Here is a 25,763-nt window from a genome sequence, read left to right as displayed (position 1 = left end):
AAGTCGACCTGGTCGCGGAAATGACCGTCATCAACCCGTTCGATTTTTTTCTTGAGCCCGAGGCAGAGCAGTGGCCATTCAGCTATGAAGATCCCAGTCTGGTGCGTGAACTTGCACCATATCGGGTCACACTGCCGATGGGCGAGCGACTAAAAGCCTTTGTGGACCAAGTCCCTCGGCAGAAGCGTAAGACTATCGACTTTCTGGTTGAGCTCAACCGGCGCATCTACACCGATATCAGTTACCTGATCCGTTTGGAGCCAGGCGTGCAGAGCCCTGAGGAAACCCTGACCAAAGGCTCCGGCTCCTGCCGCGACTCGGCTTGGCTGATGGTGCAGGCGCTACGGCATCTTGGCCTCGCCGCGCGCTTTGCTTCCGGCTACCTGATCCAGCTCACCGCCGATGTGAAATCGCTGGACGGCCCGTCCGGCCCGGAAAAAGACTTCACCGACCTGCATGCTTGGTGCGAGGTGTACCTGCCGGGTGCAGGCTGGATCGGTCTCGACCCGACATCCGGGCTGTTTGCCGGCGAGGGTCATATTCCGCTGGCGTGCAGCCCGGAGCCGTCATCGGCTGCGCCTATCTCCGGCCTGCTGGAAGAGGCCGAGTGCGTGTTCGAGCACCACATGCAGGTGACGCGCAGCCACGAAACCGCGCGCGTCACCAAACCTTACAGCGAGGAGCAGTGGGCGGATATTGATGCACTCGGTCATGTCATTGACTCCGACTTGCAGCGCCTCGATGTCCGTCTCACCCTCGGCGGCGAGCCTACCTTTGTGTCGGTGGATGATCCCGATGGCGAGGAATGGAACACCGCCGCGCTCGGCCCGACCAAGCGCATCCGTGCCGCCGAGCTGTTTCATCGCCTGCGACTGGAGCATGCGCCGAACAGTCTCGTGCATTTCGGCCAGGGCAAGTGGTACCCCGGCGAGCAGCTTCCGCGCTGGTCGCTGAACTGCTTCTGGCGCCGAGACGGCGAGCCGACTTGGCGGGATGCCGCGCTGATTGCCGATGAGTCCAAACCCGGCAAGGCCACCGAGAAAACTGCTGCCGAATTTCTCGGCAAGCTGTGTACCGCGCTCGGCATCAGCCAGAAAACTGTGTTCCCGGCCTATGAGGACGCACTCTATTACCTCTGGCGCGAACGTCAGCTGCCCAGCAATGTCACGCCAAAAGATGCTCGCCTGAAAGATCCCCTGGAGCGTGCCCGCCTGGCCAAGGTCTTTGGTCAGGGCCTGGACACCGTCATCGGCCATGTGCTGCCACTGGGCCGCACGGCGGATGGCGAGCATTGGCAGACCGGGCCGTGGTTCCTGCGCGACGAAACCTGCTACCTCGTTCCCGGCGATTCGCCGATCGGTTATCGCCTGCCGCTGGATTCGCAGCCCTGGGTACGCGACAGCGAATTCCCCTATGTACACCCGCAGGACGCCAGCGTGGCCTTGCCGCCGCTACCGCCCTACAGCCAGTTGCTGCGCCAGCCGCCAGACATCATCACGCGCCTGATCGAGCAGCTGCCGTTCACCAACGCCAGCCAGAAAAAGGCGCAGTTTCACGAGGCACAGAAGCTGGCCGCGCAGCCGCCAGAACTGCATGAGTCCGCCAAACATCTGACCCGCACCAGTCTCTGTGCGCAGGTGCGCGATGGCCATCTCTACTTGTTCATGCCACCACTAACCAAGCTCGACGACTATCTGGCGCTGGTTTGCGCGATTGAGGCGACGGCCAGAGTTATGAAGCAGCCCGTGCTCATGGAAGGCTACGAACCACCGCAGGATCCTCGCCTGGCCAACTTCCGAGTCACGCCCGACCCCGGGGTGATCGAGGTCAACATTCATCCGTCGGCGACTTGGGGCGAGCTGGTCAGTCGCACGAAGCATCTCTACGAAGCCGCTCATGCCACACGCCTGACCAGTGAAAAATTCATGGTCGATGGCCGTCACACCGGCACCGGCGGCGGCAACCACTTCGTCATGGGCGGCGCCACGCCAGCCGACTCGCCATTCCTGCGCCGACCGGACCTGCTGCGCAGCCTGATCAGCTACTGGCACAATCACCCGTCGCTGTCCTACCTGTTCTCCGGCCTGTTCATCGGCCCGACCTCGCAGGCACCACGCATCGACGAGGCCCGCAACGACTCGCTCTACGAACTGGAGACGGCCTTCCGGCAGTTTCCGCCCGTCGGCGAAACCACCGCACCGTGGCTGATCGACCGCCTGCTGCGCAACCTGCTCACCGATGTCACCGGCAACACCCATCGCGCCGAATTCTGCATCGACAAGCTGTACTCGCCGGACAGCAGCAGCGGCCGCCTTGGCCTGCTCGAGCTGCGTGCCTTCGAGATGCCGCCACATGCCGAGATGTCGCTGGCGCAGCAGCTGCTGCTGCGTGGCTTGGTCGCGCGCTTCTGGCAGACGCCTTATGCGCCCGAGCGACTGACGCGCTGGGGCACGGAGCTGCACGATCGCTTCATGCTGCCGCATTTCGTGGAGCAGGACTTTGCCGATGTCATGACCGATATGCGGCGCGCTGGCTATGGTTTTGATCTGGAATGGTTCCGACCTCATTTGGAGTTTCGCTTCCCGAAACTGGGCGATGTCGATCTCAAGGGCATGCACGTGGAGCTGCGTCACGCACTCGAGCCCTGGCATGTCATGGGCGAGGAAGGTAGCCCTGGCGGCACCGTGCGCTATGTCGATTCGTCACTGGAACGCGTGCAGGTCAAGGTCACCGGCATGGCCGGCGAACGCTATGCGCTGATCTGCAACGGTGTCGTCATGCCCATGCAACCAACTGGACAGACCGGTGAGTTCATTGGCGGCGTGCGCTTTCGCGCCTGGCAGCCGCCATCCTGTTTACACCCCACGATTGGCGTGCATGCCCCACTGACCTTTGACCTCTACGACACGTGGATGAAACGTTCACTGGGCGGCTTCCAGCACCACGTCATGCACCCCGGCGGCAGTAATAGTGATGACCATCCGATCAATGCCTACGCGGCTGAAGCACGGCGCCAAGCACGCTTTATCCGCATGGGGCACACGCCAGGTTGGATCACGCCTCAAGCTCGTGTCAGCAACCTGGAGCATCCCTTCATGTTAGATTTGCGTCGACCATGATGAACCCACACGCGGCGCTGTAAATCACTCGGGATGCTATGACCAATTTGCTAAGTACGTTGCGCCCCTCGGCCCATCGCTACCATGAGGTTTTCTCTAGCGACGGGCAGGTGCATCCACATTGGGCGCAGTTTGCCGAGGCGCTGAATCGTTTAACCCCCGCGCAAATGCAACAGCGCTCCGACTTGGTCAATCGCCAAGTGCAGGAAAACGGTGTCACCTACAATTTATATGGTGATAGCCAAGGACCGGACCGTAGCTGGCGTGTTGGACCGATACCGCAGCTGATCGCGCAAGGCCAGTGGCAAGGTATCGCTAGCGGGGTGGCGCAGCGCGCACGCTTGCTCAATGCCTTACTCGTCGATCTTTACGGTCCGCAAACACTGATTGCTCAGGGTCTGCTGCCGAGCGAGCTGATCTTCGGTCATCACAACTACCTCTGGCCCTGCCATGGCATGCGTCCGGCCAATGACACCTGGCTGCATGTGGTCGGCGTCGATCTTGCTCGCTCGGCGGATGGCCAGTGGTGGGTCATGGCCGATCGCACGCAGGCCCCGTCGGGCGCCGGCTATGCGCTGGAGAACCGACAGGTGGTGGCACGCGCCTTCCCAGCGCTGTATCGCGAACTCGGCGTGGAAGCCCTGACCGGCTATTTTCAAAGTTTGATGCGCACGCTCCGTCAGCAGGTCCCCAGCACTGGCGAGCCACCGCTGATCGTGTTGCTCACCCCCGGTCGCTTCAACGAAACCTATTTCGAGCATGTCTATCTCGCGCGTCACCTCGGCATCCCGCTGGTGGAAGGCCACGATCTCAGCGTACGCCAACCCAATGTCTACCTAAAAACACTGAGCGGCCTGAAGCGCGTGCACGCCATCTTCCGACGCCTCGATGATGACTATTGCGACCCGCTGGAGCTGCGCGGCGACTCGGCGCTGGGCGTGCCCGGCCTTCTCGCGGTGGCACGGGCCGGCAATGTATTAATTGCCAACGCCCTCGGCAGCGGCGTGCTGGAATCACAGGGCCTGCTCAGCTTTCTACCCAAGGCCTGCGAGCATTTGCTTGGCGAGAAACTGGAACTGCCGGCGATTGCAACCTGGTGGTGCGGCGAGCCGCCGGTCATGGAGGAAGCACTCGCGCGCTTACCCGAACTCGTCATCAAAGGTGCCTTCCCCTCGCAGCACTTTACCCCGGTGTTTGGTCGCGATCTCGATGCTCGAGGCTTAGCCGCAATGCGGCAGCGCATCCGCGAGCGCCCTTATGCTTACTTAGCTCAGGAAACCGTGGCGATGGCACAGACGCCGATCTGGCAAGGTGAAACGAAGGGCTTCGAAAATCACGCCACGGGCATGCGCGTTTACGCAGTAGCGACGGCGAATGGGTATGAAGTCATGCCGGGGGGGCTCACCCGCGTGGCAGGACGACGTGACGATGAAGTTGTGTCCATGCAGCGCGGCGGCACTAGCAAAGATACGTGGGTTTGCTTCAGCGAGCAGGCCGCTACCGAGTTTCCACGCCTGCGCACGTTGGGCGTTCGCGACCTGCAGCGGCAAGATCCCTACCTGCCCTCGCGACTGGCGGAAAATCTGTTTTGGTTAGGTCGCTATGCCGAGCGTACGGATCACCATGCGCGCCTGATTCGCTCCGCTCTCAGTCGCTACTTGGAAGCCGACCCTAGCCAAGGCATCGGTTTAATTCTGGCGCAGAATCATGGCCAGAAGCTCGGACTGCTGAGCGGCAATGAGGCACTGGATGTACAGCTATTGGATAGCATCGGTAGCGCGAATCACGGCCAGTCCGTGGTGTCTACGCTGCGAGCACTGATCGGCTCGGCAGCGGAAGTGCGCAGTCGCCTATCGCACGAAAACTGGATTGCCATTGTCGAGTTGGAGCAAGAAGCTGTCAGCCTCGATCCGACTCAGGAAGCCGGTGCCGCACTCGGCTTTCTCGATCGCCTGCTGATGAGCCTGTCGTCGCTCGCCGGCTTCGCCCTCGATGACATGACACAGGATCAGAGCTGGCGCTTCCTCATGCTCGGCCGCCGCATCGAGCGCCTGCAAAAGCTCTGCGCCCTGCTCTGCAATACGCTGCCGCTGCCACATGGCCACAGCCAGGCTGCGCTCGACTGGCTGCTCGACATTGCCGACAGCCGCATCACCTATCGCAGCCGCTACCTGTCATCCGCACAACTCATCCCGGTGCTCGACCTGCTCCTGCTCGACCCCGGCAATCCGCACAGCGTCGCCTTCCAGCTGCGCCAAATCGTGCAGCTGCTGACCACGGTCGGCAGTGCCGAACATCGCACGATGAGCGAGCTGGAAGCGCAGCTGCTCAGCCTCGATCTGGCGGTGATTGAAAGCGACTTAGCCTTTCCGCAACGCCTGCCGCATTCACTGGCGACACTGGCAAAACTGCTCGCCGCCTTGCAGCAGGCCGCCTGGGATCTGGCCGATAAACTTAGCCTGCAGTACTTCGCGCACATCGAGCGGCAGAGTCAGTCGATGGTGTCGACATGAGCGCCATCCATAGCGCCGAAGCCGGCATGGCGGTCCGCTATCGCATTAGTCACCACACGCAATACGACTACCAATTGCCCGTTTCACTGTCACAACAACTCCTGCATTTGCAACCGCGAGCGCTGCCCTGGCAGCTCATTCACACCGCACACATTCACTGCAAGCCCGAACCGCAGCAGCGCAGCGCCGCCCTCGATGCGTTCGGCAATCCGGCGCTGTGGTTGGACATCCGCCAGCCACATCAGCAACTGGAACTGAGTGCCGAGCTGGATATCAGCGTACTGCCACGCACCATACCCAACTTTCTGTTCAGCCCACACTGGCAGGATGTGGTCGAGCGCTGTCGCTTTCGCGGCGTGGCGCTGGCGCATCCGCAGCAGCTCGATGCCCTGGCCTTCCGCCAGGAGTCACCCTATGTGCGCATCAAGCACGACTTTGCTCGTTTCGCCGCGCCCTGCTTCGGCGCAGATACCTCGCTGCTAACCGGCGTCAATGCGCTGATGCTGAAGATCTATAACGAATTTGAATTCGACAGCGATGCCACCGATGTCGGCACGCCCTTGCTCACCGTTCTGGAGCAGCGCCGTGGCGTCTGCCAGGACTTTGCGCATCTGATGATTGCCTGCTTACGCTCGCTGGGATTGCCCGCACGCTACGTCAGTGGCTACCTACTGACCGAGCCGCCAGAAGGCCAGCCGCGTCTGATCGGAGCCGATGCCTCGCATGCCTGGATTTCGGTCTGGTGCCCACAGTTTGGATGGGTCGATTTCGATCCCACCAACGGTGTGCTGCCGGATCAGCAGCACATCACGCTGGCGTGGGGCCGCGACTTCAGCGATGTGTCACCACTACGCGGCGTCATTATCGGCGGAGGCGAACACACGCTGGAAGTGTCAGTCACCGTGATGCCGGTGACTTCTGGCAGGCAGAATCAACGCCAGCGTCAGAGCTGAGCTGGCAGCATCAACTCATAGGTAACACCTAGACCCACCCGCTGGCCTCCCACGCTCTGATTACTGCCGCGATCACTGGTGAAATAGAGACGACGGCCATCGGGCGAAAAGGCAATACCGGCGACTTCCGATTGGTCCTGCCCGACGATCTGCAGCAGCGGTTTGAGCTGGCCATCCGGTAAAATCACGACCACCTGCATATCGCCACCATCTTCGGCCACTAATACATCGCCGCGATCGGTGACCGTGATGTTGTCCACACCGGAGAGGATGGGATTGCTGTCGGTGGCGAGGTCGTAGAGCACCTCTAGGGTTTCACCGCGAATATCGTAGACCCAGATTCGGTTGTCGCCCTTAGTGGCAAAGAAGATGAAGTCGTCAAATAACCAGATACCCTCGCCGCCATCGAAAGCGGCTGAATCCGCTCGGCGGTGCTCATTCTGAGCCTTGGCTGGCTCTAGGGCATCACGCCAAACGACTCGCTGCGGCTCCAATAACGCCTTTTCAACACCGGTGGGCACATCCATAACTTGCAGGCGGCCATTGGCGAGCGCTGGACGGCTACCAGATGGCCAATCTCCCGCGGCTGGTAGCCAGCGATAGAGGCGGCCATCGGGCATATCTTCGGTCATGTAGATCACGCGACGATTGTTATCAATGGCCACCGCTTCATGCGAAAACAAACCCAGCGTTGGGCGTGAAATTGCGGCACGGCGACCGACTGGATCACACTCCCAGACGAGTCCTTCAGGGATCTCCTCACATGACAGCCAGGTCTGCCAAGGCGTGACACAACCCGCGCAATTGAAGGTGGTACCAGAGAGAATTTGGAAGGCATCCACAATATTGCCCTCCCGATCGAACTCGATGGCGCTGGCGCCACCTAAGCCGGGCACCAGTCGCTCTAACGGATTCGCCAGTGGCGCCAGTTGCGGCACCGTGAAACCCAGTGTGCCGAAGCCTGGTACTTCGCTATTGGAGATGTAGAACCAGCCGCCATCGGGCTTCGCCATCACGCCACCGCCATCGGGGAAGATATGCCACGGATAGCCACTGTCACCTACGGGCTTCAACGCTTCCGCAACGACGCGCATGTCATACCCAGCAGGCAGGCGCACGCCAAAAGCATTAGGTTCGCCGAGTGGACCGAGATTGGCGAAGCGCCCCGCAGGACGCGGCCCTTGTAAGCGACTGGCGGGCGTCGATGAGCCGCTGTCAGAGCCGCACGCCGTCAGCAGCGCAGGCATACTGGCCGCACCAGCCAACAAAAATAACTGGCGCAAAAAAGCGCGACGATCCACTGGCAGCATCACACTCACGGCTAACTCTCCCACAAACGAAGCCTATTTTTAGACATACTATTTTCAAGCGTGCTTATGACGGAATGATGAAATCGTCACGCATTTGCAACACAGCATCCCGCGATGCGCAGCCGCTGAGATGATCGTTGACCAAACCCATGGACTGCATAAAAGCATGAATGGTGGTGCTGCCAAGAAACTTCCAGCCACGCTGCTTCAGCGCCTTGGCCATGGCATCGGACGCCGGGCTGGTGGTGTTGGCGCAGACATGTGCGAGAGTGACTAGCTCCGGCTGCGCCGGGATCAGCGCCTCGAACGACCAGACAAAGGCTGCCAGCGAGCCGAACTCGGCGAGCATGTCGGGCATGCGAGCAGCGTTGTTTAGCACGGCCTCGATCTTGCCGCGATGGCGGATGATGCCGGCGTCCTGCAGCAGTCGCTCGAGATCCTGCGGGCCCATCGCGGCCATGGCGACCCAGTCGAACTGATGAAAGGCCGCCCGAAAATTGCTTCGCTTTTCCAGGATCGTGCGCCAGCTCAGGCCAGCCTGAAAACTCTCCAGGCACAATTTTTCGAAAAGACGGCGATCATCAGCCACTGGTCGTCCCCACTCCTGATCGTGGTACTGCTGATACGCCGGTGTGGCGGTACACCAGCCGCAACGCAGCAGACCATCATCACATTGCGTGAGTTCCCAGCTCATGGCCGCTTCCTTTATTTCAATAGTTCTTGTAATGTTGAAGCATGAACTCAGAAGCCGCCGTGCTCGTCTTTGAATCCCTGTCTTCGCCGGTGAGATTGGCGATCTATCGTCTGCTGGTCAAGGCCGGCCCCAGTGGTCTGGTCGCCGGCCAGATTGCCAGCGACCAGGGGCTGGCAGCGAACAACGCCTCGTTTCATCTGAAGGCGCTGACGCAGGCCGGGCTGATTGCCGCCGAAGCCGAGGGGCGCTTTCTGCGCTATCGCGCCAAGGTCGGTGTCATGGTCGAGCTCATTGCCTATCTCACCGATGACTGCTGTGCCGGCCATCCCGAACTCTGCGGCGCGGTGGCACTCACACCCATCTGCGACGCAAGCCTTTGCAAGCCCTGAAACGGAACCGTGAAATGAATGTCCTGATGCTGTGTACCGGCAACTCCTGCCGCTCGATTCTCGCCGAAGCCACCTTTAACCATCTCGCCCCGACGGGCTGGCGCGCGCTCAGTGCCGGCAGCAAGCCCGCTGGCTATGTGCATCCGCGCTCGCTAGCGCTGCTGGCGCGTGAAGGTATCGCCACCGAGGGCTATTTCAGCAAGTCCTGGGATGATCTGCCGGTCACGCCGGACATCGTCATTTCAGTCTGCGGCAATGCCGCCAACGAAGTCTGCCCGGCGTATCTCGGCCCCGTCCTGCGCTCGCATTGGGGCGTGGATGATCCCGCGCATGCCATCGGTACCGACGCGGAAATCGATGCCGCGTTCATGACTGCCTACCGCATCCTGCGCACCCGCATCGAGGCTTTTCTGGCGTTGCCGCTGGAATCGCTGAAGCTCGATGGCGCGGCACTGAAAGCCGAGATGGACCGCATCGCCGGCATCGGTGCCTGAGGCATGTTGTCCTTGTCACGACGCCTCAGCGCCGAAGCGCTGGGCACCGCATTGCTGCTGGCGACCGTGGTCGGTTCCGGGATCATGGCCGAGCGCCTCAGCGGCGAGCTGACCGCGTTGGCCCTGCTCGCCAACACCATCGCCACGGGTGCTGGGTTAGTTGCATTGATTCTGACGTTTGGACCGATTTCGGGCGCACACTTCAATCCGATTGTGAGCCTCAGCGAGGTCTTGTTGGGCAAACTGAATTGGCGCGATGGCCTAAGTTACAGCGTCGCTCAAATTCTGGGGGGATTTGCCGGTGTTGCATTGGCACACGCCATGTTTAGCGGCGCCTTGCTGCCGCAAGAACTGTTAACGCAAACGGACTTTACGGCCTCAACGCATGAGCGTGCTGGCGCAGCTCAACAGCTCAGTGAGTGTGTGGCGAGTTTTGGCTTAATTGCGGTCATCATCAGCTGCCAACGTAGCCGACCGACGATCACACCATTTGCTGTGGCCGCATTCATCACCGCAGCCTATTGGTTTACGGCTTCGACATCGTTTGCTAATCCAGCGGTCACCCTGGCGCGAGCCGCCAGCGATACCTTTGCCGGTATTCATCCCGCCGATGTTGCGGGCTTTATTGTGGCGCAGTTCGTGGGGGCATTGGCGGCTGTTAGCCTTATTGGCTGGCTCACAGCCCCTTTAGTAACTGACATTAAGCAAAAGTCTTAGCGTTTCCACCACCAATCAGCCAGCGCGTCCCACACCCGTACATCGCCCAGCATGTTCATGTGATCCATGCGATCCAACTCAACGCGGCTGAGGTCCGGCGCCGTCAGCGTCAATGCTTCGCGACGGTGCAGGCCAAGCCCGCTGTGTACTGGTACCAAACCATCACCCAGCCAATTCTCAGCGGCCTCTGGACTAAGGCTGCCAGCCAGCAGCAGATGGCGCACATGGTCAGGCAAAGGTACAGCCTGTTGGCGCGGATCTGCTTTCAAGTCGTCACGCAAGCCCTGTGCTTCAGCCTCAGTAATCACGCCATAACGCAGGTCTTTAATGGCGGCACTACGAATATTGCCAAGGCGCATTAACGGTTGCGTGTAGGGGGAATGTAGTAGCAAGGCGTTGGCCCACCGGCCGGCGCGCTCGAGCGGAGCGCCTTGATGTGGCGTGGCCAGATAGGCCGCCCGGGTCACGCGTTGGGGCCAGTCATAGCCTGCCGCCTGAGCGTGAGCAAAGGCACTGCGAATCAACAACCCGCCCTGACTATGCCCAACCAGCACCAGCTCTTTTACAGGATGAGCTTCCAGCGCGGCTTCCAGCCACTCAGACAAGTCCGCGCCATTACGCCAGATAGGGCGACCACTGTTGTAACGCAGCCAGCCGGAGGTCCAACCCTTGTTTTCCAGCAAGGCTTGGAACTGTTTTTGAGCCGGCGTCTGCCACTCCCGCTCACTCCAGCACAGACCGTGAATGAACAACGCGACGCGGGCCTTTGAAGAGGTGGCCAGTTGCGACCAGGCCAACACCTCACTGTCTTCGGCACGAAGGGTCATACCCAGTGCCAACGGACTGTCCCAGCGCTCAAGCTTATCGCCGAGCACGCCATTAACGGCACTGAGCAAGGGCAACGCCAAGGCATGCGACTGACGGATATCGGCCTGCAACGGCAAGCGCTGCAAAAGACCCGCTGCGGTGCGAAAGACATGCGCAACCAGCCGATAGGGCCACGGCGCACGCTCACGCGGGGACTCATTCACACGCCCCAGTGGCACCGGGGCTTGGCGAATGGTGCCATCCATCTCGGTCACCAAATCGGTGAGCTCGGCAGCACTATGCAGAGCAAGATGACTCACCCCATGAACACCCCAAACCACCGCACGCCAATCGGTCTGCTTCAAAACTTGTTGAAGCTGACGACCACGATTAATCACCACGGGATGCAGACTCATGGTCATCTCCTGCAAGCATACAGTTAGGCCGCTTTGGCCAGCGTAGCTGAATCTAATTTAGCCAGCACCACCGGTGCCTTCTTCGGCGAGCTCGGTAAGGAGTGACGCAGGATGCGGCCGACCACAGTGCCGAACTGCTTGAACAAGGAAGCCTTGTTGTAGTTCTGGCCGTAGCGCTGCGCAATTTCCTGCATTTCCACCGACATCTCGGCGTAGCGCCAGGCCGGCACTTCCGGGAACAGGTGGTGTTCGATCTGGTGGCTGAGGTTGCCGCTCATGATGTGGAACAGCTTGCCGCCGGTGAGGTTGGCGGAGCCGCGCATCTGACGCAGGTACCACTGGCCGCGCGTTTCGTTATCCAGCGTTTCCAGTGCGAACACTTCCGAATCTTCGGTGAAGTGGCCGCAGAAAATGATGGTGAAGGTCCACAGGTTGCGGATGATGTTGGCGAGGAAGTTACCCGCCAGCACCGGCAGGAAGAACGGGCCCGCCAGCAGTGGGAAGAACACATAGTCCTTAGCAACCTGACGGAAACCCTTCTTTACTGTCGGCTTGGCTTCTTCGCGAACTTCTTTCCAGGACTTTTCACCGGAGATCAGCTTTTCCAGCTGCAGTGTCTGCAGAGCCAGCAGGTTCTCGAAGAATACGGCGAGCAGCACGGCCATTACCGGGTTGGCGAGGAAGCGCGGCTCCCACTTTTGTTCCGGAAAGATACGCAGCACGCCATAGCCGATGTCGTGGTCCTTGCCCAGCACATTGGTGTAGGTGTGGTGCATGAAGTTGTGGCTGTAGCGCCAGTTGTCAGCGGTACACCAGGTGTCCCACTCGAAGGTCTGGCCGCTGAAGCGCGGGTCCTGCATGAAGTCGTACTGACCGTGCATGACGTTGTGGCCCAGCTCCATGTTGTCGAGAATTTTCGACACACCGAGCAGAGCAGTGCCGGCGATGAAGGCAGGCGGGAAAATGCCGGCCATCAGCAGACCGCGACCAGCGATCTCGGTGTAGCGCACGGCCTTTTCGATCTTGCGAATGTAGGTGGCGTCTTTCTCGCCCACATCGGCCAGATGACGCTTCTTGATGGCATCAACTTCGGCACCGAAAGCTTCGATTTCAGCGGCGGTCAGGGTACGGCTCTTGCTCATGATATTTCTCCGAACTCTCTTGAAGAGGTCTTACAGATCGAGGGTGATGTCGCCGACGGCGGCATTCACGCAGATGCGCAAACTGGCGTTGGCATCCACAGACAATTCGTTGTTCAGCAGGTTGCGGGTGACACCGCTGGCCTTACCGCACGCACAGGTATTGCAGATGCCCATGCGGCAGCCGGACTGTGGCTTGATGCCCTGGGCTTCCAGCGCGTCGAGCAGCGGCATGCCTTCCGGCACTTCCAGCGTGCGGTTGGACTTGCTCAGGAACAGTTTGGCGATGCCCGTGCTCTTGCTCGGCACAAACACCGGCGGCGAGAACGCTTCGGCGTGGAAAGCCAGGGCATCATCTGCCACCAACGCCTGCACGGCATTCATGAAGCCGGTCGGGCCGCAGACATACACGGAGCGCTTGCACAGATCCTTGACCACGCTGCCAAGCTGTTCGCGGCTCGGGCGACCGGACAATTCTCCGGCTTCCAGCTCAGGCTCCAGTTCGTAAACCGGCTGCAGGCGGAAATTCGGGTGCTGAGCGGCCAGCGCCTTCAGTTCATTACCGAAGATCAGGTCTTGGCGGGTACGCACCCAGTACATGAAGATGACGTCGCGGTTCATGCCCTCGGCCACGAGCTGACGCAGCAGGCTCATCAGCGGTGTCACACCACTGCCGGCGGCGAGAAAGAGCATCTTCTCCGGCGCACCGGTACTGAAAGTCATGTCGCCAAAGGCCTGACCAAGCTCGATCGTGTCACCCACAACGACCTTGTCGACCAGGTGGCCGCTGACGCGACCGCTCGGCACTTTCTTGATGGTGATGGCGACGAGGCCGGTTGCGGCCGGGGCTTCGCTGAAGCTGTAAGAGCGGGTGTGGCGAACGCCATCAATCTCAACAGTGAGGTTGACGTGCTGGCCAGCGCTGAAGCCGCGGAAATTCTTGTTGGGCTTGAGCACCAGGGTGACGGTGTCCGGCGTTTCCATCCAGCGTGCAACGACGCGGCTCATGGTGCGCTCGATACGGGCATCAAAGCCGAGTTCGGCGGCCCAGAAATCGAGGACGGCGGGCGTAATAACCGCTTGTACGGTGCGGCTGATAAAAGAAGGTAATTTGAACTGTGACGACATTTTGCGTCTCCAAGTGAACGACTACACACTCAGAGTACGCATGTAACTTTTTTAAGTCAACACTCGTTCACTAAAATCCCCAGGAAACGACGACCGGCAAGTCATGAAGATCGTCGTTTCCGCACGGAATCACTGGAAGTTAGGCACGGCCAACGGCCTCAAAGCCTCTTGAATCTGCGCCAAAATGGCATCGGCCTGCTGCCATCCCCACTGGAACGCTTTGTCGAATACCTCATCGGAGGGCAGCAAATTTACTGGCGACGGCGTGGGCTGGAAGCGCACCAGCCAATCGTAGTAAGGCCGCTGGGCCGGCAATTGCGCCTGAATCGCCTGCGTGACAGGAATCAGCCAGGCATGGCCCGCACTCCACTGGGGATGAAAGCAGTCCAGCGCTAAGTAATAGGCATTACGCGTACCAATACGGCCAGCCTCCACGCCCTCCCAAGCAGCACGAGCCGGCACATTAGCCACCGTGCCGCCATCCATAAAGGCCATCAAGCCATGCTGCTCGCGCAGCTCACGCAAAATCGCCAGACTTTCAGCATCCTCGCCATAAGGCGCGTACTGCAGAACACCGGGAATGGCTGAAGACAGGCCTATCGCGTCTACCACGCGCAATTCGCGGGTACGCGCATCGCGACCCAAGACAATCTCCTTAGCGACTTGCGGACTAAAATAGCTAATAAGCTGCAGCATGCGCTCGGCAATCAACATCGGTATGCCGAGTAAATGGGGCCGACGCTCAGGGATTTGCGGCAAGCTCTTATAAGCAGACATACGCACGCCAGCAATCATGGCGTCGTATGGGATGGCCAGATCCTTGATGCGCAAGGGCGAACCATCCGGATTGCGTAACATCTTATCCATGCCACGCAGATGCAGACGCACCAAGCCCGGCAAACTCAAGGCGGCGCCCAGTTTTGGTCGGGAAAAAATATGCCGAACCTTCAGGCCTTTACCCCAAGCCATCAGGGCATCGACATCCGGTGACCGATCACGCGCCATCAAGCCACCGAGCAAAGCACCAATGGAGGCCCCGACGATATAACTGGGCCGAATGCCCGCCGCCTGAAAACGGGCGACCAGACCGATATAGACAAAACCCGAACCACCGCCGCCACCTGGCGCCAACACCAAGACCTTATGGCAAAGCTCAGCGTCCAATTCAGCGGCGGAAAAATCGCTGGCGTGATCCGCGAGAACCTGTTCACGCGCGATTTTGCAGGCCTGTTTGACTGCACTCACCCGCTGTCGCAACTGCGACAGCCGCAGAACCACACTCCGCTGTTCGCGCAGGGGCTCATACAACTGCGCTAACAGCAGTTCTCTTAAGGCCTGAATCGGCTCGGGGCTAACCACCACCTCCGCGCGCGTCACAGACGCTGTGCCCTGCGCGACACCCGCGACACCCGGCACAAACGCCTGAAGCCGACCCAGCACAAGGGCATAACGCAGCAACTCATAGTCGGCTTGCGACAACACATCGGGCTGCGCGAGGTGGCTGCGGATAAGTGCAGCCTCCATTCGCTTCAGACGCAGCAACGCCCGCTCAAGACTCAGCGCCATGATGTTTACGTCGACTGCTGTTTTAGAAGATCGCGAATTTCAGCCAGCAATGCTTGCTCAGCACTGGGTGCTGGGGCGACAAGCTCCGCTGGGGCCGCTGCGGGCTCAGGTCGTTTCAGACTGTTAATGGCCTTCACGCCCATCATCACGGCGAAGGCAATAATGACGAAATCAAAAATGGTTTGAATAAATTTACCGTAGGCCAGCATGACCGCAGGCTTGTCACCCGCCGCCGCTTGCAGCGTTACCGCGAGATCAGAGAAGTTCACGCCACCGACCAAGACACCCAAAGGTGGCATCACAATATCGCCCACAAAGGATGAAACAATTTTGCCAAAAGCAGCGCCGATAATCACACCGACAGCGAGATCAATGACATTGCCACGTATGGCAAACTCGCGAAATTCTTTTACTAAGCTCATCGTCTTACTCCATTAAGTCATCACGAAACTACTGCGTCAGATTCTGAGCAGCCGATGGCGAACTGTCTAGCCATTGTTAAGCGCAAGGCACTGTTATACTTTGCGGCAAATCAGGCGCTAATACCGCCACTGCCTATTGCCGGAGCCCCTATGTCCCGCCTGACGTTTACTCGCTGGTTGCAGCAATCCCCTGTGCCACTTCCCCAAGACTTAATTCAGACCTTACAGATCACAGCCGACTGCTGTCGCAACATTAGCGCTGCCATTGCCCGTGGCGCACTGACTGGCATGCTCGGCCAAGCCGGCAGTGAGAACATTCAAGGCGAAGACCAGAAAAAACTCGACGTTATTTCTAACGACATGCTCCTGGCCGCGCACGCTCAGGGCGGCCATTTGGCTGGCATGGCCTCTGAGGAAATGGACGATCCTTTCCCGGTGACCACACACGCAAACAGCCGCTACCTACTGCTGTTTGACCCACTCGATGGGTCCTCCAATATCGATATCAATGCGCCCGTCGGCACAATTTTTTCGGTGCTTGAAACAGCCCCCGGCAGCAATACCGCGGAAGTCACGCCGTTTCTTCAGCCAGGCACCGCTCAAGTCGCCGCTGGCTATGCCATCTATGGCCCGGCGACTCAGCTCATTATCACCGTGGGCCATGGCGTGGACGCCTTCACGCTCGATCCAGACAGCGGCGAATTTCTGCTCACCACGTCGGGCATGATGATCCCCGAGGAAACACAAGAGTTCGCCATCAACATGTCTAATCAGCGTCACTGGGAAGCTCCCGTGCAACGCTATGTGGGCGAGCTGCTTGAGGGCAAGACCGGCGTGCGTGGCAAGGACTTCAACATGCGCTGGGTCGCGGCCATGGTCGCCGATGTGCATCGCATCCTGACCCGTGGCGGCGTGTTTCTATATCCGCTCGACAGCAAAACCGCTAGCAAGGGCGGCAAGCTGCGCCTTATGTATGAAGCCAACCCCATGGCCTGGCTGGTAGAGCAAGCGGGCGGCGCAGCCACCACGGGTCGTGTTCGCATCATGGATATCGCCCCCACCGGCCTGCACCAACGCGTTCCGGTCATTCTCGGCGCCCGCGCCGAAGTCGAGCGCGCCACCGGTTATCACGCTTAAATCCGCCATGATGAAGCTGGCTAAGCGCCTCACACTTCTGACCCTTGCCTTGGTGCTGCTCTACCAAGGCTGGCTGTTTGCGCATGTGTGCTGGTGGATAGAACACAACCCATCGCGCTCGGCCTTTATGAGTGCGCGCCTAGCTGACATGCGGGATGATGACCCCGAGGCTGAGCTGCATCATCGCTGGGTTCCCTATGAGCGGATCTCGCGCAACTTAAAGCGCGCGGTAATGGCTTCTGAAGATGCGAAGTTTCTTCAGCACGAAGGCTTTGACTGGGAAGGCATGCAAACCGCTTGGGAGAAAAACCTGAAGAAAGGTCGCATTGTCGCTGGCGGCTCGACGATCTCTCAGCAACTGGCTAAGAATCTATTTTTATCCGGCAAACGCACGCCGTGGCGCAAAGGCGAAGAAGCCATCATCACCTTCATGCTGGAGCAGATGATGACGAAGCGCCGCATCTTTGAAATTTATTTGAACGTCATTGAATGGGGCGATGGCGTGTTTGGTGCGGAAGCCGCGGCCCGTCATTACTATCGCAAGCCCGCCTCTGCGCTCACGCCCAACGAATCAGCGAGATTGGCGGCCATGGTGCCAAACCCGCGTTATTACGACAAACACCGCAGTACGCGTTACCTCGAAAGGCGAACGCGCATCATTCAGCGACGGATGAATTATGTTCGGCCGCCACGCTAGTGAGCTGACGAATCACGCCCTTGAAAATCGTATGCAAGTTTTCTACTACGGCATCCACGGGTGTTGAGAAGCCCAGCAACAACCAACGCCCAGCCGTGGCCACAATCGAGCCAATTAATGCATTCGCCATAATTTCGGCTTCGAGCGGCGGCGGCAATTTGCCATCACCAAATAAGGACTTCATCAGTCGCACCATTAAGGCTGTGAAATTCTCCACGGTGAGGCGATACATCATGTCCACTCGCTCACTGACGCCCAATACTTCAATAAACAGGATGCGTGCCAGACGCGGATCCTCACGCACACATTCAAAGACTTGATGAAGGGCAATTCGAGCCATGACTTCTGGCTCCTCAGGCGCTTCCACTAGCGCCGCCAACATATGCTCACGTAGACGCTGAACGCAGGCGTTATAGACCGCACAGAGCAGGTCTTCACTGTTCTCAAAGGACTCGTAGAAGTAACGCTCGGTCAAACCCGCCGACGCACAAATGCTGCGCACCGTAGAGCTGTGATAGCCGCGGCCACCAAACACATCGAGACCCGCTTCAATAAAGCGTTGCCGACGCTCTGAACGCCGAACCTCTTCGCTAACCCCACGGTAGCGACGTCCCGACGCCGAGCTGCTTGCTTTCAACAGGGTTTCCGCGCCTTTCATGCCTTCCGCACTCCTCAACAATAATCAAAAGCAGCCTTAACGGTCGCTAATACCCCGTGCCGCGCACGCTACTTCAAAGCAGTCATCCACATGCGTCATGGCCATGCGGCGCATCACCCAATAACCAATGGTTGCTGCAACAATCTGGCCGCCCAAGGGAATAAATTTAGTAATTTGCTTGGCCACTAAGCGTGTCCCCAAGCCCTGCACGCTGCGCTTAATCAGCTCACGCGTCACCACCATGCCAATGAGCTCGCTGCCTCGTTCGGCGCGGCGTTTCCACACCTTTAAACGACTCTCGTCTGACATGGCCTGAATTTGCTCAGGCTCCAAACCAAACGCCCGATTAATCTCAGGGATCAGCTTCATTAATAAGCCAACATCCACCACCACGTCCAACAAGGGCACGGGAATCACCGCTGCGCCCGCAGACGTCCAGGCCGTTTTTTTGACGCGACGCTGGCACTCCGCACGAATGGCTTTTAACTCGTTTAGCGCTCGATTATCCGCAATCACACCCATCTCTATCCCCTTTCAGTGAGCGCCATCATAGCGTGGTCACGTGCCGACTGAAACGCAGCTTGCTGGCCAACGCAAATAAGTTATATTATAACAATTCGATTCAGCCCACTGAGCCACGCCATGACACGTTTTCCCTCCTCGCTAAAGCCCATCATGACCGCTTTCCCTATCGCCACTGCACTCGCGATCAGCATGTCTGCACACGCGAACGAGGCCGCACTGAGCGAAAGTCATCAGCTTATGGAAATCACCATTACCGCCAGCCCTTTTGGTCGCACCTCCGATGAAATGGTGCAACCCACCTTGCTGCTCAGTGGCGAAGCGCTAGACAACAAACGCCAAGCAACCATTGGCCAAACCCTGAGCCAGGAGCTCGGCGTGGCTAACTCAGATTTTGGCCAAGGCGCAGGCCGACCGGTGATTCGCGGTCAAGCAGGCCCACGCGTCGACGTACTGAGCAATGCCGTGGGCGCGATGGATGTGTCTAACCTGAGCCCCGATCATGCCGTCGCCATTAACCCTTTAATTGCACGTCAAATTGAAGTACTGAAGGGCCCTGCTACCTTGCTCTATGGCAATGGCGCGATTGGCGGCGTCGTTAACGTCAGCGACAGCCGCCTAGTGACTGAGATCACACCGGGCTGGAGCGGTGCCGTGGAAGCGAGCGCAGGGACTGTCGCGCGTGAAAACCATGCGTCTGCAGACATCAACTACGGCAAAGGTCCGCACCAACTGCACCTCGATGTGACGCAAACCCGAAGCGATGACTACCGTATTCCCGGCAACACCCATGTCGATGGTTCGGGCAACGAGAAACGCTTGCTCAATAGCGACACCGAACTTCGCAACGGCGCAGTGGCTTACAACCACGTCGACGACAACGGCAACAGCGCAGGCGTCGCCCTGTCGCGCTATGAAAACCGCTATGGCCTACCCAATGAAGAGGAGGCCTTTATCGACATGAAGCAGCAACGATTTGATAGTCAAGTCGTCCTGCGTAACCCAACCAAAGGTCTTGAGTCCTTAAAGTTTCGTGCCGGCTCGGCGCGTTATGACCACATTGAATTTGAAGCGCCCGGCGAACCCGGCACACGCTTTAAAAATGATGAATATCAAGCACGCGTAGAGGCTGTTCACCAAGCCATTGCTGGCTTTCGCGGTGTCGTGGGCGTGCAATTCGGCCATCGTGACTTCTCTGCGATTGGTGACGAAGCCTATGTGCCCAATGTTGTCACGCGTCAGGGTGGGCTCTTTATCATTGAAGAACGCCAAACTGCCATTGGCAAACTGGAGCTTGGTGCGCGCATCGATCAAGTCCGCCACAAGCCTGCCGCAGGCCTACCTGCTCGCCAATTCACACCCGTGAGCCTCTCGGCAGGTACGGTGTATGCCTTTAATGAACATACGCACCTTAAAGCCTCGATGACGCATGCGGAACGCGCGCCCGCAACGGAAGAGCTTTATGCCAACGGTCCACACATTGCCACCGGCACCTTTGAGACCGGGAATGCGAACCTAAAGAAAGAGCGCGCACTCAATATCGATGTTGGTTTTGACCATCACGTCGGCTCGCTGACCTTTGAGGCCAATGCCTTTCATAAGCGCGTGCGTGACTACATCTATGGTCAGGATGTGGGCACCACCACTGATGTAGACGGCGAGGATTTCGCAGACCTGAACTACCAACAGCAAAACGCCAACTTCCGTGGCGTTGAAGGCGCTGTTACGTGGGCATTAGTGGACACCAAGGCGAAAAAGATCGATGCGCGCATTTTTGCCGATGCCGTACGCGGTGAACTGGCCGATAACCAGCCCGTGCCCCGCATGCCGCCTTACCGTGTTGGCGTCAGTCTGCATGGCCATCAAGGCGCGCTGTCGGGGAACATCAGCCTGACCCACGCCGATCGTCAAACGCGCATTAGCGGTGCTAATGAAACCAATACCGGCAGCCACAACCTGCTTAACGCGGATATCAGCTACACCTTGGCGACCCGCGTAGGCCTTGGCAAGCCCACGCTATTCCTGCGCGGGACCAACTTGCTCAATGACGACGTGCGACGCTCCACATCGTTCATTAAGGACGTAGCGCCCGCACCAGGCCGTGGCGCTGTCATGGGTGTTCGTATCAACTTCTAAGACGCAAGGTCAGCCCTGCCTGCGGGAGTCATTGACCCGCAGGCAGGCAGTCGCTACCGTTCGCGGTCTGACTCACGGAGTGCTGCCATGTCTACCGCCCCCACTGCTGCTATCGACTTTGAAAAAGCATTGGCTGAACTTGAACAACAGGTTCATCAGCTGGAGTCTGGCGAGCTCTCCCTAGAAGCCGCACTGCAAGCCTTTGAGTCCGGCGTCAAACTGACGCGTGAATGCCAGCAAGCCCTCGATCAAGCCGAGCAAAAAGTGAATATGCTGCTCGCAAAAGCGGATGGCAGTATTGAGTTGAGCGATTTCGCGCCACTGCGTGACGACACCTAAGCACAACGCCACGAGTACCGCCATGACCGTGCTCCCTGCTTTACTTCGCGCCTCTCAGGCACGCTTTGCCGACCAATTTGGCCTATTCCTGGCACAACAAAATGCCTTGGACGCACGCCTCATCGCGGCCATTCATTACGCCATGCAAAATGGTGGTAAACGGGTTCGTCCGGCGCTGGCCTGGGGCGCTTGCTTAGCCGTCGGCGGCGATTGGCCGCAGGCCGATAGCGCAGCATTGGCCGTGGAGTGCATACACGGCTACTCACTGGTGCACGACGACCTGCCGTGCATGGATGACGATGACCTGCGTCGCGGCCAACCCACCTGTCATCGCCAATTTGATGAAGCCACCGCCTTATTAGCCGGTGATGCCCTGCAGGCCTTGGCCTTTCGCGCCCTAGCGAACACGGAGCTGTCTGCGCACATTAAAGCAGCACAAACAGCCCTTTTGGCCACCGCAGCCTTTGACATGGTGGTGGGCCAGCAACTCGACCTCGCCGCTGAGGGCCAGCACCTCGCGTTGCAACCGCTGGAAACCGTGCATCGCCATAAAACGGGTGCGTTGATTCGCAGTGCGGTTGCTCTCGGCGCTCAGGCCGGGCAAGCCAACACCGAGCAACTCGCCGCACTGGATCGCTACGCCGACCGCCTCGGCCTCGCCTTTCAAGTCCATGACGATATTCTCGATGTCATTGGCGACACCGCCGTGCTGGGCAAAACGGCGGGGGCCGACCAGCGCCATGAAAAGTCGACCTACCCCGCCTTGCTCGGACTAGATGCGGCTCAGGCTCTCGCCACTCAGCTCACGCAAGAAGCCTTGGACGCCCTTTTGCCCTTGGGCGTGAGTGCCAACCCGTTACGCGAGCTCGCCCGCTTTCTGCTCGCCCGCGACCATTAATCCGCAGGTATAATTCACATACTTTGCGTCAGGATGATTGATTGATGTTCCACGAGATTCCGCTCAGCCGCCCGCACACGCCGCTCCTCGACCAGGTGCCGACGTCGGACAAGCTGCGCGAACTACCGGAAGATGCCCTTCCAGCGCTCGCATCAGAGCTGCGCGAGTACCTGCTCTGGTCTACCAGCCAGACCGGCGGCCATTTTGGTGCCGGGCTCGGCGTCGTCGAACTCACCATCGCCCTGCACTATGTTTACAACACGCCATCCGATCGGCTGGTCTGGGATGTGGGTCATCAGGCCTATCCGCACAAGATTCTCACCGGCCGCAAAGACGCCATGCTCAGCATCCGTCACAAGGACGGCCTGGCGGCATTCCCGCGCCGCGAAGAGTCGGAGTACGACACCTTTGGCGTCGGCCACTCGTCCACGTCCATTTCAGCTGCGCTGGGCATGGCGCGTGGCGCCCAGCTCACCGGCAGCAATCGCAAGGTCGTGGCCGTCATAGGTGATGGCGCGATGACCGCCGGCATGGCCTTCGAGGCGCTGAACGATGCTGCCCATCAGGGCACCGACATGCTGGTCATCCTCAACGATAACCAGATGTCGATCTCGAAAGCTGTGGGTGGCCTGTCCAACTACTTCTCGCGCATCTGGGCCAGCAAGAGCTACATCGCCATGCGCGAAGGCGGCAAGCGTGTGCTGCAATCCATGCCGACAGCGATGAACTTTGCCCGACGCAGCGAAGAAAGCCTGAAGACACTGGTCACCGACTCGCCAGGCGCGCTCTTTGAGTCCATCGGCTTCAACTATGTCGGGCCCATCGACGGCCACAATCTGGAAGAGCTGGTCGAGACCATCGGCAATCTGCGCGAGGCCAAAGGCCCGCAGCTGCTGCACGTGTTCACCACCAAGGGCAAGGGCTTTGCGCCGGCCGAGGCCGACCCTATCGGCTATCACGCCATCACCAAGATTGCGCCGGTGAGCGAGCGCGTGGCTAAGGTCGTAGTGGCACCCACTGCAGCGCCTAAAAAGAAATACTCGGATGTGTTTGGTGATTGGCTCTGTGATGCCGCCGCCAAGGATCTGCGCCTAATCGCCATCACCCCGGCCATGTGCGAAGGCTCGGGCATGGTGCGCTTCGCCGCCGAGTATCCCGAGCGTTACCATGATGTCGCGATTGCTGAGCAGCACGCTGTCACATTTGCAGCCGGCCTCGCCTGCGAAGGCCTGAAGCCAGTGGTGGCGATCTACTCGACCTTCCTGCAACGCGGCTATGACCAGCTCATTCACGATGTCACGCTGCAGAATCTCGATGTTACCTTCGGCATCGACCGCGCAGGGCTCGTCGGCGAAGACGGCCCGACCCATGCCGGCGCCTACGACCTCGCTTTCATGCGCTGCCTGCCCAACCTCATTATCGCTGCGCCCAGCGACGAGAACGAATGCCGCCAGCTGCTGGAAACCTGCTGGCAGCATCCCGGCCCGGCCGCCGTGCGCTACCCACGCGGCACCGGCCCGGGCAGCGTCATCGAGCGCCAGAGCACGGTACTGCCGATTGGTCGCGGCGTGATCCGTCGCCAAGGCGAGCGCATCGCAATCCTCAACTTTGGTGCGCGCCTGCAAGATGCCCTTAGCGCGGCCGAACAGCTCGCACACGACGGCACTGTTAACGCCACCGTCGTCGACATGCGTTGGGTCAAACCGCTGGATGCCGCGCTGATTCGCGAATTAGCGGCAAGCCATGAGCTGCTGGTGACCATTGAAGAGCATGCCATTGCGGGTGGCGCGGGCTCTGCCGTAGCTGAATTTCTCCATCAAGAAGGCCTGCGCAACGCCATGCTCTTGCTCGGTATTCGGGATGCCTACATCGAGCATGGCAGCCCCGCAGAAATGCTCGCCGACTGCGGCTTAGACGCTGCCGGCATCGCCGCCGCCATTCGCACTCGCCTGCGTTAAGTCCGATTCAAGCTCGTAGTGCTGCGCCTAGCGGGTAAATACCGCCGCTCGGCACTTGCCGCTTGACCGCAACACAAAAGCGCTTGATAGATGAATGAGATTTCTCGATCAGGAAGCGCACCATGTTGCATTCGCTACGTGTCGCCGATTACATGGCTCAACGGTTGATAACGCTGAGCCCCGAAATGACCATCGATTTAGCCATCAAAACCCTACTCTCGCACAATATCTCCGGCGCACCCGTAGTCAGTCAGGGCGAGCTCGTGGGCATGTTTTCGGAGGCTGACTGCCTAGAGGATATTGTGCAGTCTGGGTATTACGAGATGAGCTCAGGCTTAGTGGGTGACGTGATGTCATCCAAACCACAAACAATTCATGCCGATGACAGTATTTTGAGCGCGGCCGAAGTGTTTCACCTCCATAATCGCCGCCGCCTACCGGTAGTAGACGACCAAGGTTGCCTTGTAGGTCAGATCAGTCGTCACGACGTGCTACGCGCGATTGACTCGCTCACCCACCAGAACACCAGCCACTAACTCAAACGCAATCACGCTTAGGCCGACTCGTCGGGCAGCAAATGCCCCATCTTGTCGGTCTTGGTCTGCATGTAACCTTCGTTGTGCGGATTCAGGCCAGAAATTAGTGGCACGCGCTCAACGACGGTCACGCCATTCGCTTCTACAGCAGCCACTTTCTTCGGATTATTGGTCATCAAACGGACGTGGGTAACGCCCAAGTGACGCAGCATATCGCCACACATGGCGTATTCACGAAGGTCTGCACCAAAGCCCAATTGCTCATTGGCTTCCACGGTATCGGCACCCGCATCTTGCAAGGCATAGGCACGGATTTTATTCACCAAGCCTATGCCACGGCCTTCTTGGCGCAGGTACAAAATCACGCCGTGACCCGCCTCGGCGACTTGACGCATCGCGGCTTCCAACTGTGGGCCGCAATCGCAACGCAGGCTACCAAAGCCATCTCCGGTGAGGCATTCAGAATGCAGACGCGCTAAGGCGGGCTGGCCATTGCTGAGGTCGCCCATACTCAAGGCGACATGCTCTTTGCCGGTGTCGACATCTTCAAAGGCATGGATACTAAATTCGCCGTGACGCGTGGGCAAACGGGAGGAGGCAATAAACACAAAGGCCACCGGGCTAGCTCCGGAAATCATCAAGGGCCGCGATTGTAGCAACTGATGCCGCTCAGCGGTACGACCGCGACACGGCTTGTATCAGACCTGTCGCAGCAAGAGCGCCAGCACCAACGCAGCCATCACACCAGCAATGACATCATCGAGCATGATGCCGAAGCCTCCTTCCACGTGGCGATCGGCCCAACGAACCGGCCACGGCTTCCAAATATCAAAGAGACGGAACAGAGCAAAACCCGCCGCCACGGCTAACAAGGTGCGCGTATCCCAAGCCGCTACCGGCACTAAAGGCAACAACGCAATCCACTGACCAACAAACTCATCCCAGACAATACCGGCGTGGTCGTGAACACCCATGCGCGTCGCGGCAGCATCGCAAATGGCGATACCGGCAACCGTGCTGATTAGCAGCACTGCGAGGTAAGCTGGCATTGGCAAGGCTGCGAGGCCCGCGAACAGTACCAACGCTACCAGCGAACCCATGGTGCCCGGTGCTTTCGGGCTATAGCCGGAGCCTAGGCCAAATGCGGGCAACGCCAGCCACCAGGGTAATTTAGGCAGTTTGGATAGCGGTAAATGATCAGACATCTCAATGTTC

General features: G+C 59.2%; 23 protein-coding genes and 1 pseudogene. 13 read left to right on the top strand and 11 right to left on the bottom strand.

Going from position 1 to position 25,763, the window contains the following annotated elements:
• Positions 1–194: 194 nt before the first annotated feature.
• The 3 genes and pseudogenes from AC14IB_RS01065 to AC14IB_RS01055 form a co-directional block, all read left to right on the top strand.
• A pseudogene (locus tag AC14IB_RS01065) lies at positions 195–3,119 on the top strand (transglutaminase family protein); the annotation flags it as partial.
• Positions 3,120–3,157: 38 nt separating this feature from the next.
• Entirely contained in the window at positions 3,158–5,632 is a 2,475-nt protein-coding gene (locus tag AC14IB_RS01060) for a circularly permuted type 2 ATP-grasp protein (protein WP_484230149.1), read from the top strand.
• 26 nt (positions 5,633–5,658) lie between these two features.
• A complete protein-coding gene (locus tag AC14IB_RS01055; protein WP_484230216.1) occupies positions 5,659–6,585 on the top strand; it encodes a transglutaminase family protein in 927 nt (308 codons plus the stop codon).
• On the opposite strand, the gene AC14IB_RS01050 is transcribed toward AC14IB_RS01055, so the two are convergent.
• Positions 6,576–7,895: an alkaline phosphatase PhoX gene (locus tag AC14IB_RS01050; RefSeq protein WP_484230215.1), complete on the bottom strand. Its 1,320-nt coding sequence runs from the start codon at positions 7,893–7,895 to the stop codon at positions 6,576–6,578. The two genes, AC14IB_RS01055 and AC14IB_RS01050, sit on opposite strands and share 10 nt — an antisense overlap.
• Before the next feature lie 64 nt (positions 7,896–7,959).
• Positions 7,960–8,589, bottom strand: coding sequence for a DNA-3-methyladenine glycosylase I (locus AC14IB_RS01045; protein WP_484230148.1), 630 nt, complete (start codon positions 8,587–8,589; stop codon positions 7,960–7,962).
• Positions 8,590–8,630: 41 nt separating this feature from the next.
• Between AC14IB_RS01045 and AC14IB_RS01040 the strand changes: the two genes are divergently transcribed.
• From AC14IB_RS01040 to AC14IB_RS01030, 3 genes are read left to right on the top strand one after another with little or no spacing between them, the layout of a single operon-like run.
• Positions 8,631–8,978, top strand: coding sequence for an ArsR/SmtB family transcription factor (locus AC14IB_RS01040; protein ID WP_484230147.1), 348 nt, complete (start codon positions 8,631–8,633; stop codon positions 8,976–8,978).
• A gap of 14 nt (positions 8,979–8,992) precedes the next feature.
• Entirely contained in the window at positions 8,993–9,472 is a 480-nt protein-coding gene (locus AC14IB_RS01035; protein WP_484230146.1) for an arsenate reductase ArsC, read from the top strand.
• A gap of 3 nt (positions 9,473–9,475) precedes the next feature.
• Positions 9,476–10,189, top strand: a complete 714-nt coding sequence (locus AC14IB_RS01030) for an MIP/aquaporin family protein (protein ID WP_484230145.1) — start codon at positions 9,476–9,478, stop codon at positions 10,187–10,189.
• On the opposite strand, the gene AC14IB_RS01025 is transcribed toward AC14IB_RS01030, so the two are convergent.
• The 5 genes from AC14IB_RS01025 to mscL all read right to left on the bottom strand — a co-directional run bounded on the left by AC14IB_RS01025 (position 10,186) and on the right by mscL (position 15,667).
• Complete coding sequence (locus tag AC14IB_RS01025) at positions 10,186–11,412, bottom strand: esterase/lipase family protein (protein ID WP_484230144.1); 1,227 nt, start codon at positions 11,410–11,412, stop codon at positions 10,186–10,188. The two genes, AC14IB_RS01030 and AC14IB_RS01025, sit on opposite strands and share 4 nt — an antisense overlap.
• A 23-nt stretch (positions 11,413–11,435) precedes the next feature.
• A complete protein-coding gene (locus AC14IB_RS01020; RefSeq protein WP_484230143.1) occupies positions 11,436–12,554 on the bottom strand; it encodes a fatty acid desaturase family protein in 1,119 nt (372 codons plus the stop codon).
• A gap of 30 nt (positions 12,555–12,584) precedes the next feature.
• Positions 12,585–13,679 (bottom strand): ferredoxin reductase, encoded by a 1,095-nt coding sequence (locus tag AC14IB_RS01015; RefSeq protein ID WP_484230142.1) that lies wholly within the window; start codon positions 13,677–13,679, stop codon positions 12,585–12,587.
• 129 nt (positions 13,680–13,808) lie between these two features.
• Complete coding sequence (locus tag AC14IB_RS01010) at positions 13,809–15,245, bottom strand: patatin-like phospholipase family protein (protein WP_484230141.1); 1,437 nt, start codon at positions 15,243–15,245, stop codon at positions 13,809–13,811.
• 5 nt (positions 15,246–15,250) lie between these two features.
• Positions 15,251–15,667 carry a large-conductance mechanosensitive channel protein MscL gene (gene mscL, locus AC14IB_RS01005; RefSeq protein WP_484230140.1) on the bottom strand — a complete coding sequence of 139 codons (417 nt, stop codon included), beginning with the start codon at positions 15,665–15,667 and terminating at the stop codon, positions 15,251–15,253.
• A gap of 150 nt (positions 15,668–15,817) precedes the next feature.
• Here mscL and AC14IB_RS01000 point away from each other — a divergent pair, with 150 nt between their 5' ends.
• Both AC14IB_RS01000 and mtgA read left to right on the top strand, forming a co-directional pair.
• Entirely contained in the window at positions 15,818–16,804 is a 987-nt protein-coding gene (locus AC14IB_RS01000) for a class 1 fructose-bisphosphatase (protein WP_484230139.1), read from the top strand.
• Between the two features lie 7 nt (positions 16,805–16,811).
• Positions 16,812–17,501 (top strand): monofunctional biosynthetic peptidoglycan transglycosylase, encoded by a 690-nt coding sequence (gene mtgA / locus AC14IB_RS00995; protein ID WP_484230138.1) that lies wholly within the window; start codon positions 16,812–16,814, stop codon positions 17,499–17,501.
• On the opposite strand, the gene AC14IB_RS00990 is transcribed toward mtgA, so the two are convergent.
• Entirely contained in the window at positions 17,461–18,159 is a 699-nt protein-coding gene (locus AC14IB_RS00990; protein ID WP_484230137.1) for a TetR/AcrR family transcriptional regulator, read from the bottom strand. The two genes, mtgA and AC14IB_RS00990, sit on opposite strands and share 41 nt — an antisense overlap.
• A gap of 36 nt (positions 18,160–18,195) precedes the next feature.
• On the bottom strand, positions 18,196–18,681 hold the full coding sequence (locus AC14IB_RS00985; protein WP_484230136.1) for a hypothetical protein: 486 nt from the start codon (positions 18,679–18,681) through the stop codon (positions 18,196–18,198).
• A 120-nt stretch (positions 18,682–18,801) separates the two neighbouring features.
• Between AC14IB_RS00985 and AC14IB_RS00980 the strand changes: the two genes are divergently transcribed.
• From AC14IB_RS00980 to AC14IB_RS00960, 5 genes are all read left to right on the top strand, one after another.
• Entirely contained in the window at positions 18,802–20,817 is a 2,016-nt protein-coding gene (locus AC14IB_RS00980) for a TonB-dependent receptor (protein ID WP_484230135.1), read from the top strand.
• A gap of 87 nt (positions 20,818–20,904) precedes the next feature.
• Positions 20,905–21,156: an exodeoxyribonuclease VII small subunit gene (locus AC14IB_RS00975; protein ID WP_068857493.1), complete on the top strand. Its 252-nt coding sequence runs from the start codon at positions 20,905–20,907 to the stop codon at positions 21,154–21,156.
• A 28-nt stretch (positions 21,157–21,184) separates the two neighbouring features.
• Positions 21,185–22,054 (top strand): polyprenyl synthetase family protein, encoded by an 870-nt coding sequence (locus tag AC14IB_RS00970; RefSeq protein ID WP_484230214.1) that lies wholly within the window; start codon positions 21,185–21,187, stop codon positions 22,052–22,054.
• A gap of 44 nt (positions 22,055–22,098) precedes the next feature.
• Complete coding sequence (gene dxs / locus AC14IB_RS00965) at positions 22,099–24,012, top strand: 1-deoxy-D-xylulose-5-phosphate synthase (protein WP_484230134.1); 1,914 nt, start codon at positions 22,099–22,101, stop codon at positions 24,010–24,012.
• 122 nt (positions 24,013–24,134) lie between these two features.
• Positions 24,135–24,548: a CBS domain-containing protein gene (locus AC14IB_RS00960; RefSeq protein WP_484230133.1), complete on the top strand. Its 414-nt coding sequence runs from the start codon at positions 24,135–24,137 to the stop codon at positions 24,546–24,548.
• Between the two features lie 17 nt (positions 24,549–24,565).
• On the opposite strand, the gene ribA is transcribed toward AC14IB_RS00960, so the two are convergent.
• Together ribA and AC14IB_RS00950 are read right to left on the bottom strand one after the other, a co-directional pair.
• Positions 24,566–25,165, bottom strand: coding sequence for a GTP cyclohydrolase II (gene ribA, locus AC14IB_RS00955; protein WP_484230213.1), 600 nt, complete (start codon positions 25,163–25,165; stop codon positions 24,566–24,568).
• A gap of 81 nt (positions 25,166–25,246) precedes the next feature.
• Positions 25,247–25,753: a phosphatidylglycerophosphatase A family protein gene (locus AC14IB_RS00950; protein ID WP_484230132.1), complete on the bottom strand. Its 507-nt coding sequence runs from the start codon at positions 25,751–25,753 to the stop codon at positions 25,247–25,249.
• Positions 25,754–25,763: the final 10 nt, after the last annotated feature.

This window comes from Perlucidibaca sp. (assembly GCF_057084925.1).
Note: the sequence above shows the minus strand (reverse complement) of the source record. Positions and strands in the feature narration are given on the sequence as shown.

What these genes read in the sequence shown, in the direction of transcription:
- AC14IB_RS01020 (WP_484230143.1), bottom strand. Translation starts at nt 12,554, where the DNA reads ATGAGCAAGAGCCGTACCCTGACCGCCGCTGAAATCGAAGCTTTCGGT.
- AC14IB_RS01025 (WP_484230144.1), bottom strand. Translation starts at nt 11,412, where the DNA reads ATGAGTCTGCATCCCGTGGTGATTAATCGTGGTCGTCAGCTTCAACAA.
- AC14IB_RS00985 (WP_484230136.1), bottom strand. Translation starts at nt 18,681, where the DNA reads ATGGGTGTGATTGCGGATAATCGAGCGCTAAACGAGTTAAAAGCCATT.
- AC14IB_RS01060 (WP_484230149.1), top strand. Translation starts at nt 3,158, where the DNA reads ATGACCAATTTGCTAAGTACGTTGCGCCCCTCGGCCCATCGCTACCAT.
- AC14IB_RS00960 (WP_484230133.1), top strand. Translation starts at nt 24,135, where the DNA reads ATGTTGCATTCGCTACGTGTCGCCGATTACATGGCTCAACGGTTGATA.
- AC14IB_RS01000 (WP_484230139.1), top strand. Translation starts at nt 15,818, where the DNA reads ATGTCCCGCCTGACGTTTACTCGCTGGTTGCAGCAATCCCCTGTGCCA.
- AC14IB_RS01045 (WP_484230148.1), bottom strand. Translation starts at nt 8,589, where the DNA reads ATGAGCTGGGAACTCACGCAATGTGATGATGGTCTGCTGCGTTGCGGC.
- dxs (WP_484230134.1), top strand. Translation starts at nt 22,099, where the DNA reads ATGTTCCACGAGATTCCGCTCAGCCGCCCGCACACGCCGCTCCTCGAC.
- AC14IB_RS01015 (WP_484230142.1), bottom strand. Translation starts at nt 13,679, where the DNA reads ATGTCGTCACAGTTCAAATTACCTTCTTTTATCAGCCGCACCGTACAA.
- mtgA (WP_484230138.1), top strand. Translation starts at nt 16,812, where the DNA reads ATGATGAAGCTGGCTAAGCGCCTCACACTTCTGACCCTTGCCTTGGTG.
- AC14IB_RS00980 (WP_484230135.1), top strand. Translation starts at nt 18,802, where the DNA reads ATGACACGTTTTCCCTCCTCGCTAAAGCCCATCATGACCGCTTTCCCT.
- mscL (WP_484230140.1), bottom strand. Translation starts at nt 15,667, where the DNA reads ATGAGCTTAGTAAAAGAATTTCGCGAGTTTGCCATACGTGGCAATGTC.
- AC14IB_RS01010 (WP_484230141.1), bottom strand. Translation starts at nt 15,245, where the DNA reads ATGGCGCTGAGTCTTGAGCGGGCGTTGCTGCGTCTGAAGCGAATGGAG.
- AC14IB_RS01030 (WP_484230145.1), top strand. Translation starts at nt 9,476, where the DNA reads ATGTTGTCCTTGTCACGACGCCTCAGCGCCGAAGCGCTGGGCACCGCA.
- AC14IB_RS01055 (WP_484230216.1), top strand. Translation starts at nt 5,659, where the DNA reads ATGGCGGTCCGCTATCGCATTAGTCACCACACGCAATACGACTACCAA.
- AC14IB_RS01050 (WP_484230215.1), bottom strand. Translation starts at nt 7,895, where the DNA reads ATGCTGCCAGTGGATCGTCGCGCTTTTTTGCGCCAGTTATTTTTGTTG.
- AC14IB_RS01040 (WP_484230147.1), top strand. Translation starts at nt 8,631, where the DNA reads ATGAACTCAGAAGCCGCCGTGCTCGTCTTTGAATCCCTGTCTTCGCCG.
- AC14IB_RS00950 (WP_484230132.1), bottom strand. Translation starts at nt 25,753, where the DNA reads ATGTCTGATCATTTACCGCTATCCAAACTGCCTAAATTACCCTGGTGG.
- AC14IB_RS01035 (WP_484230146.1), top strand. Translation starts at nt 8,993, where the DNA reads ATGAATGTCCTGATGCTGTGTACCGGCAACTCCTGCCGCTCGATTCTC.
- AC14IB_RS00990 (WP_484230137.1), bottom strand. Translation starts at nt 18,159, where the DNA reads ATGAAAGGCGCGGAAACCCTGTTGAAAGCAAGCAGCTCGGCGTCGGGA.
- AC14IB_RS00975 (WP_068857493.1), top strand. Translation starts at nt 20,905, where the DNA reads ATGTCTACCGCCCCCACTGCTGCTATCGACTTTGAAAAAGCATTGGCT.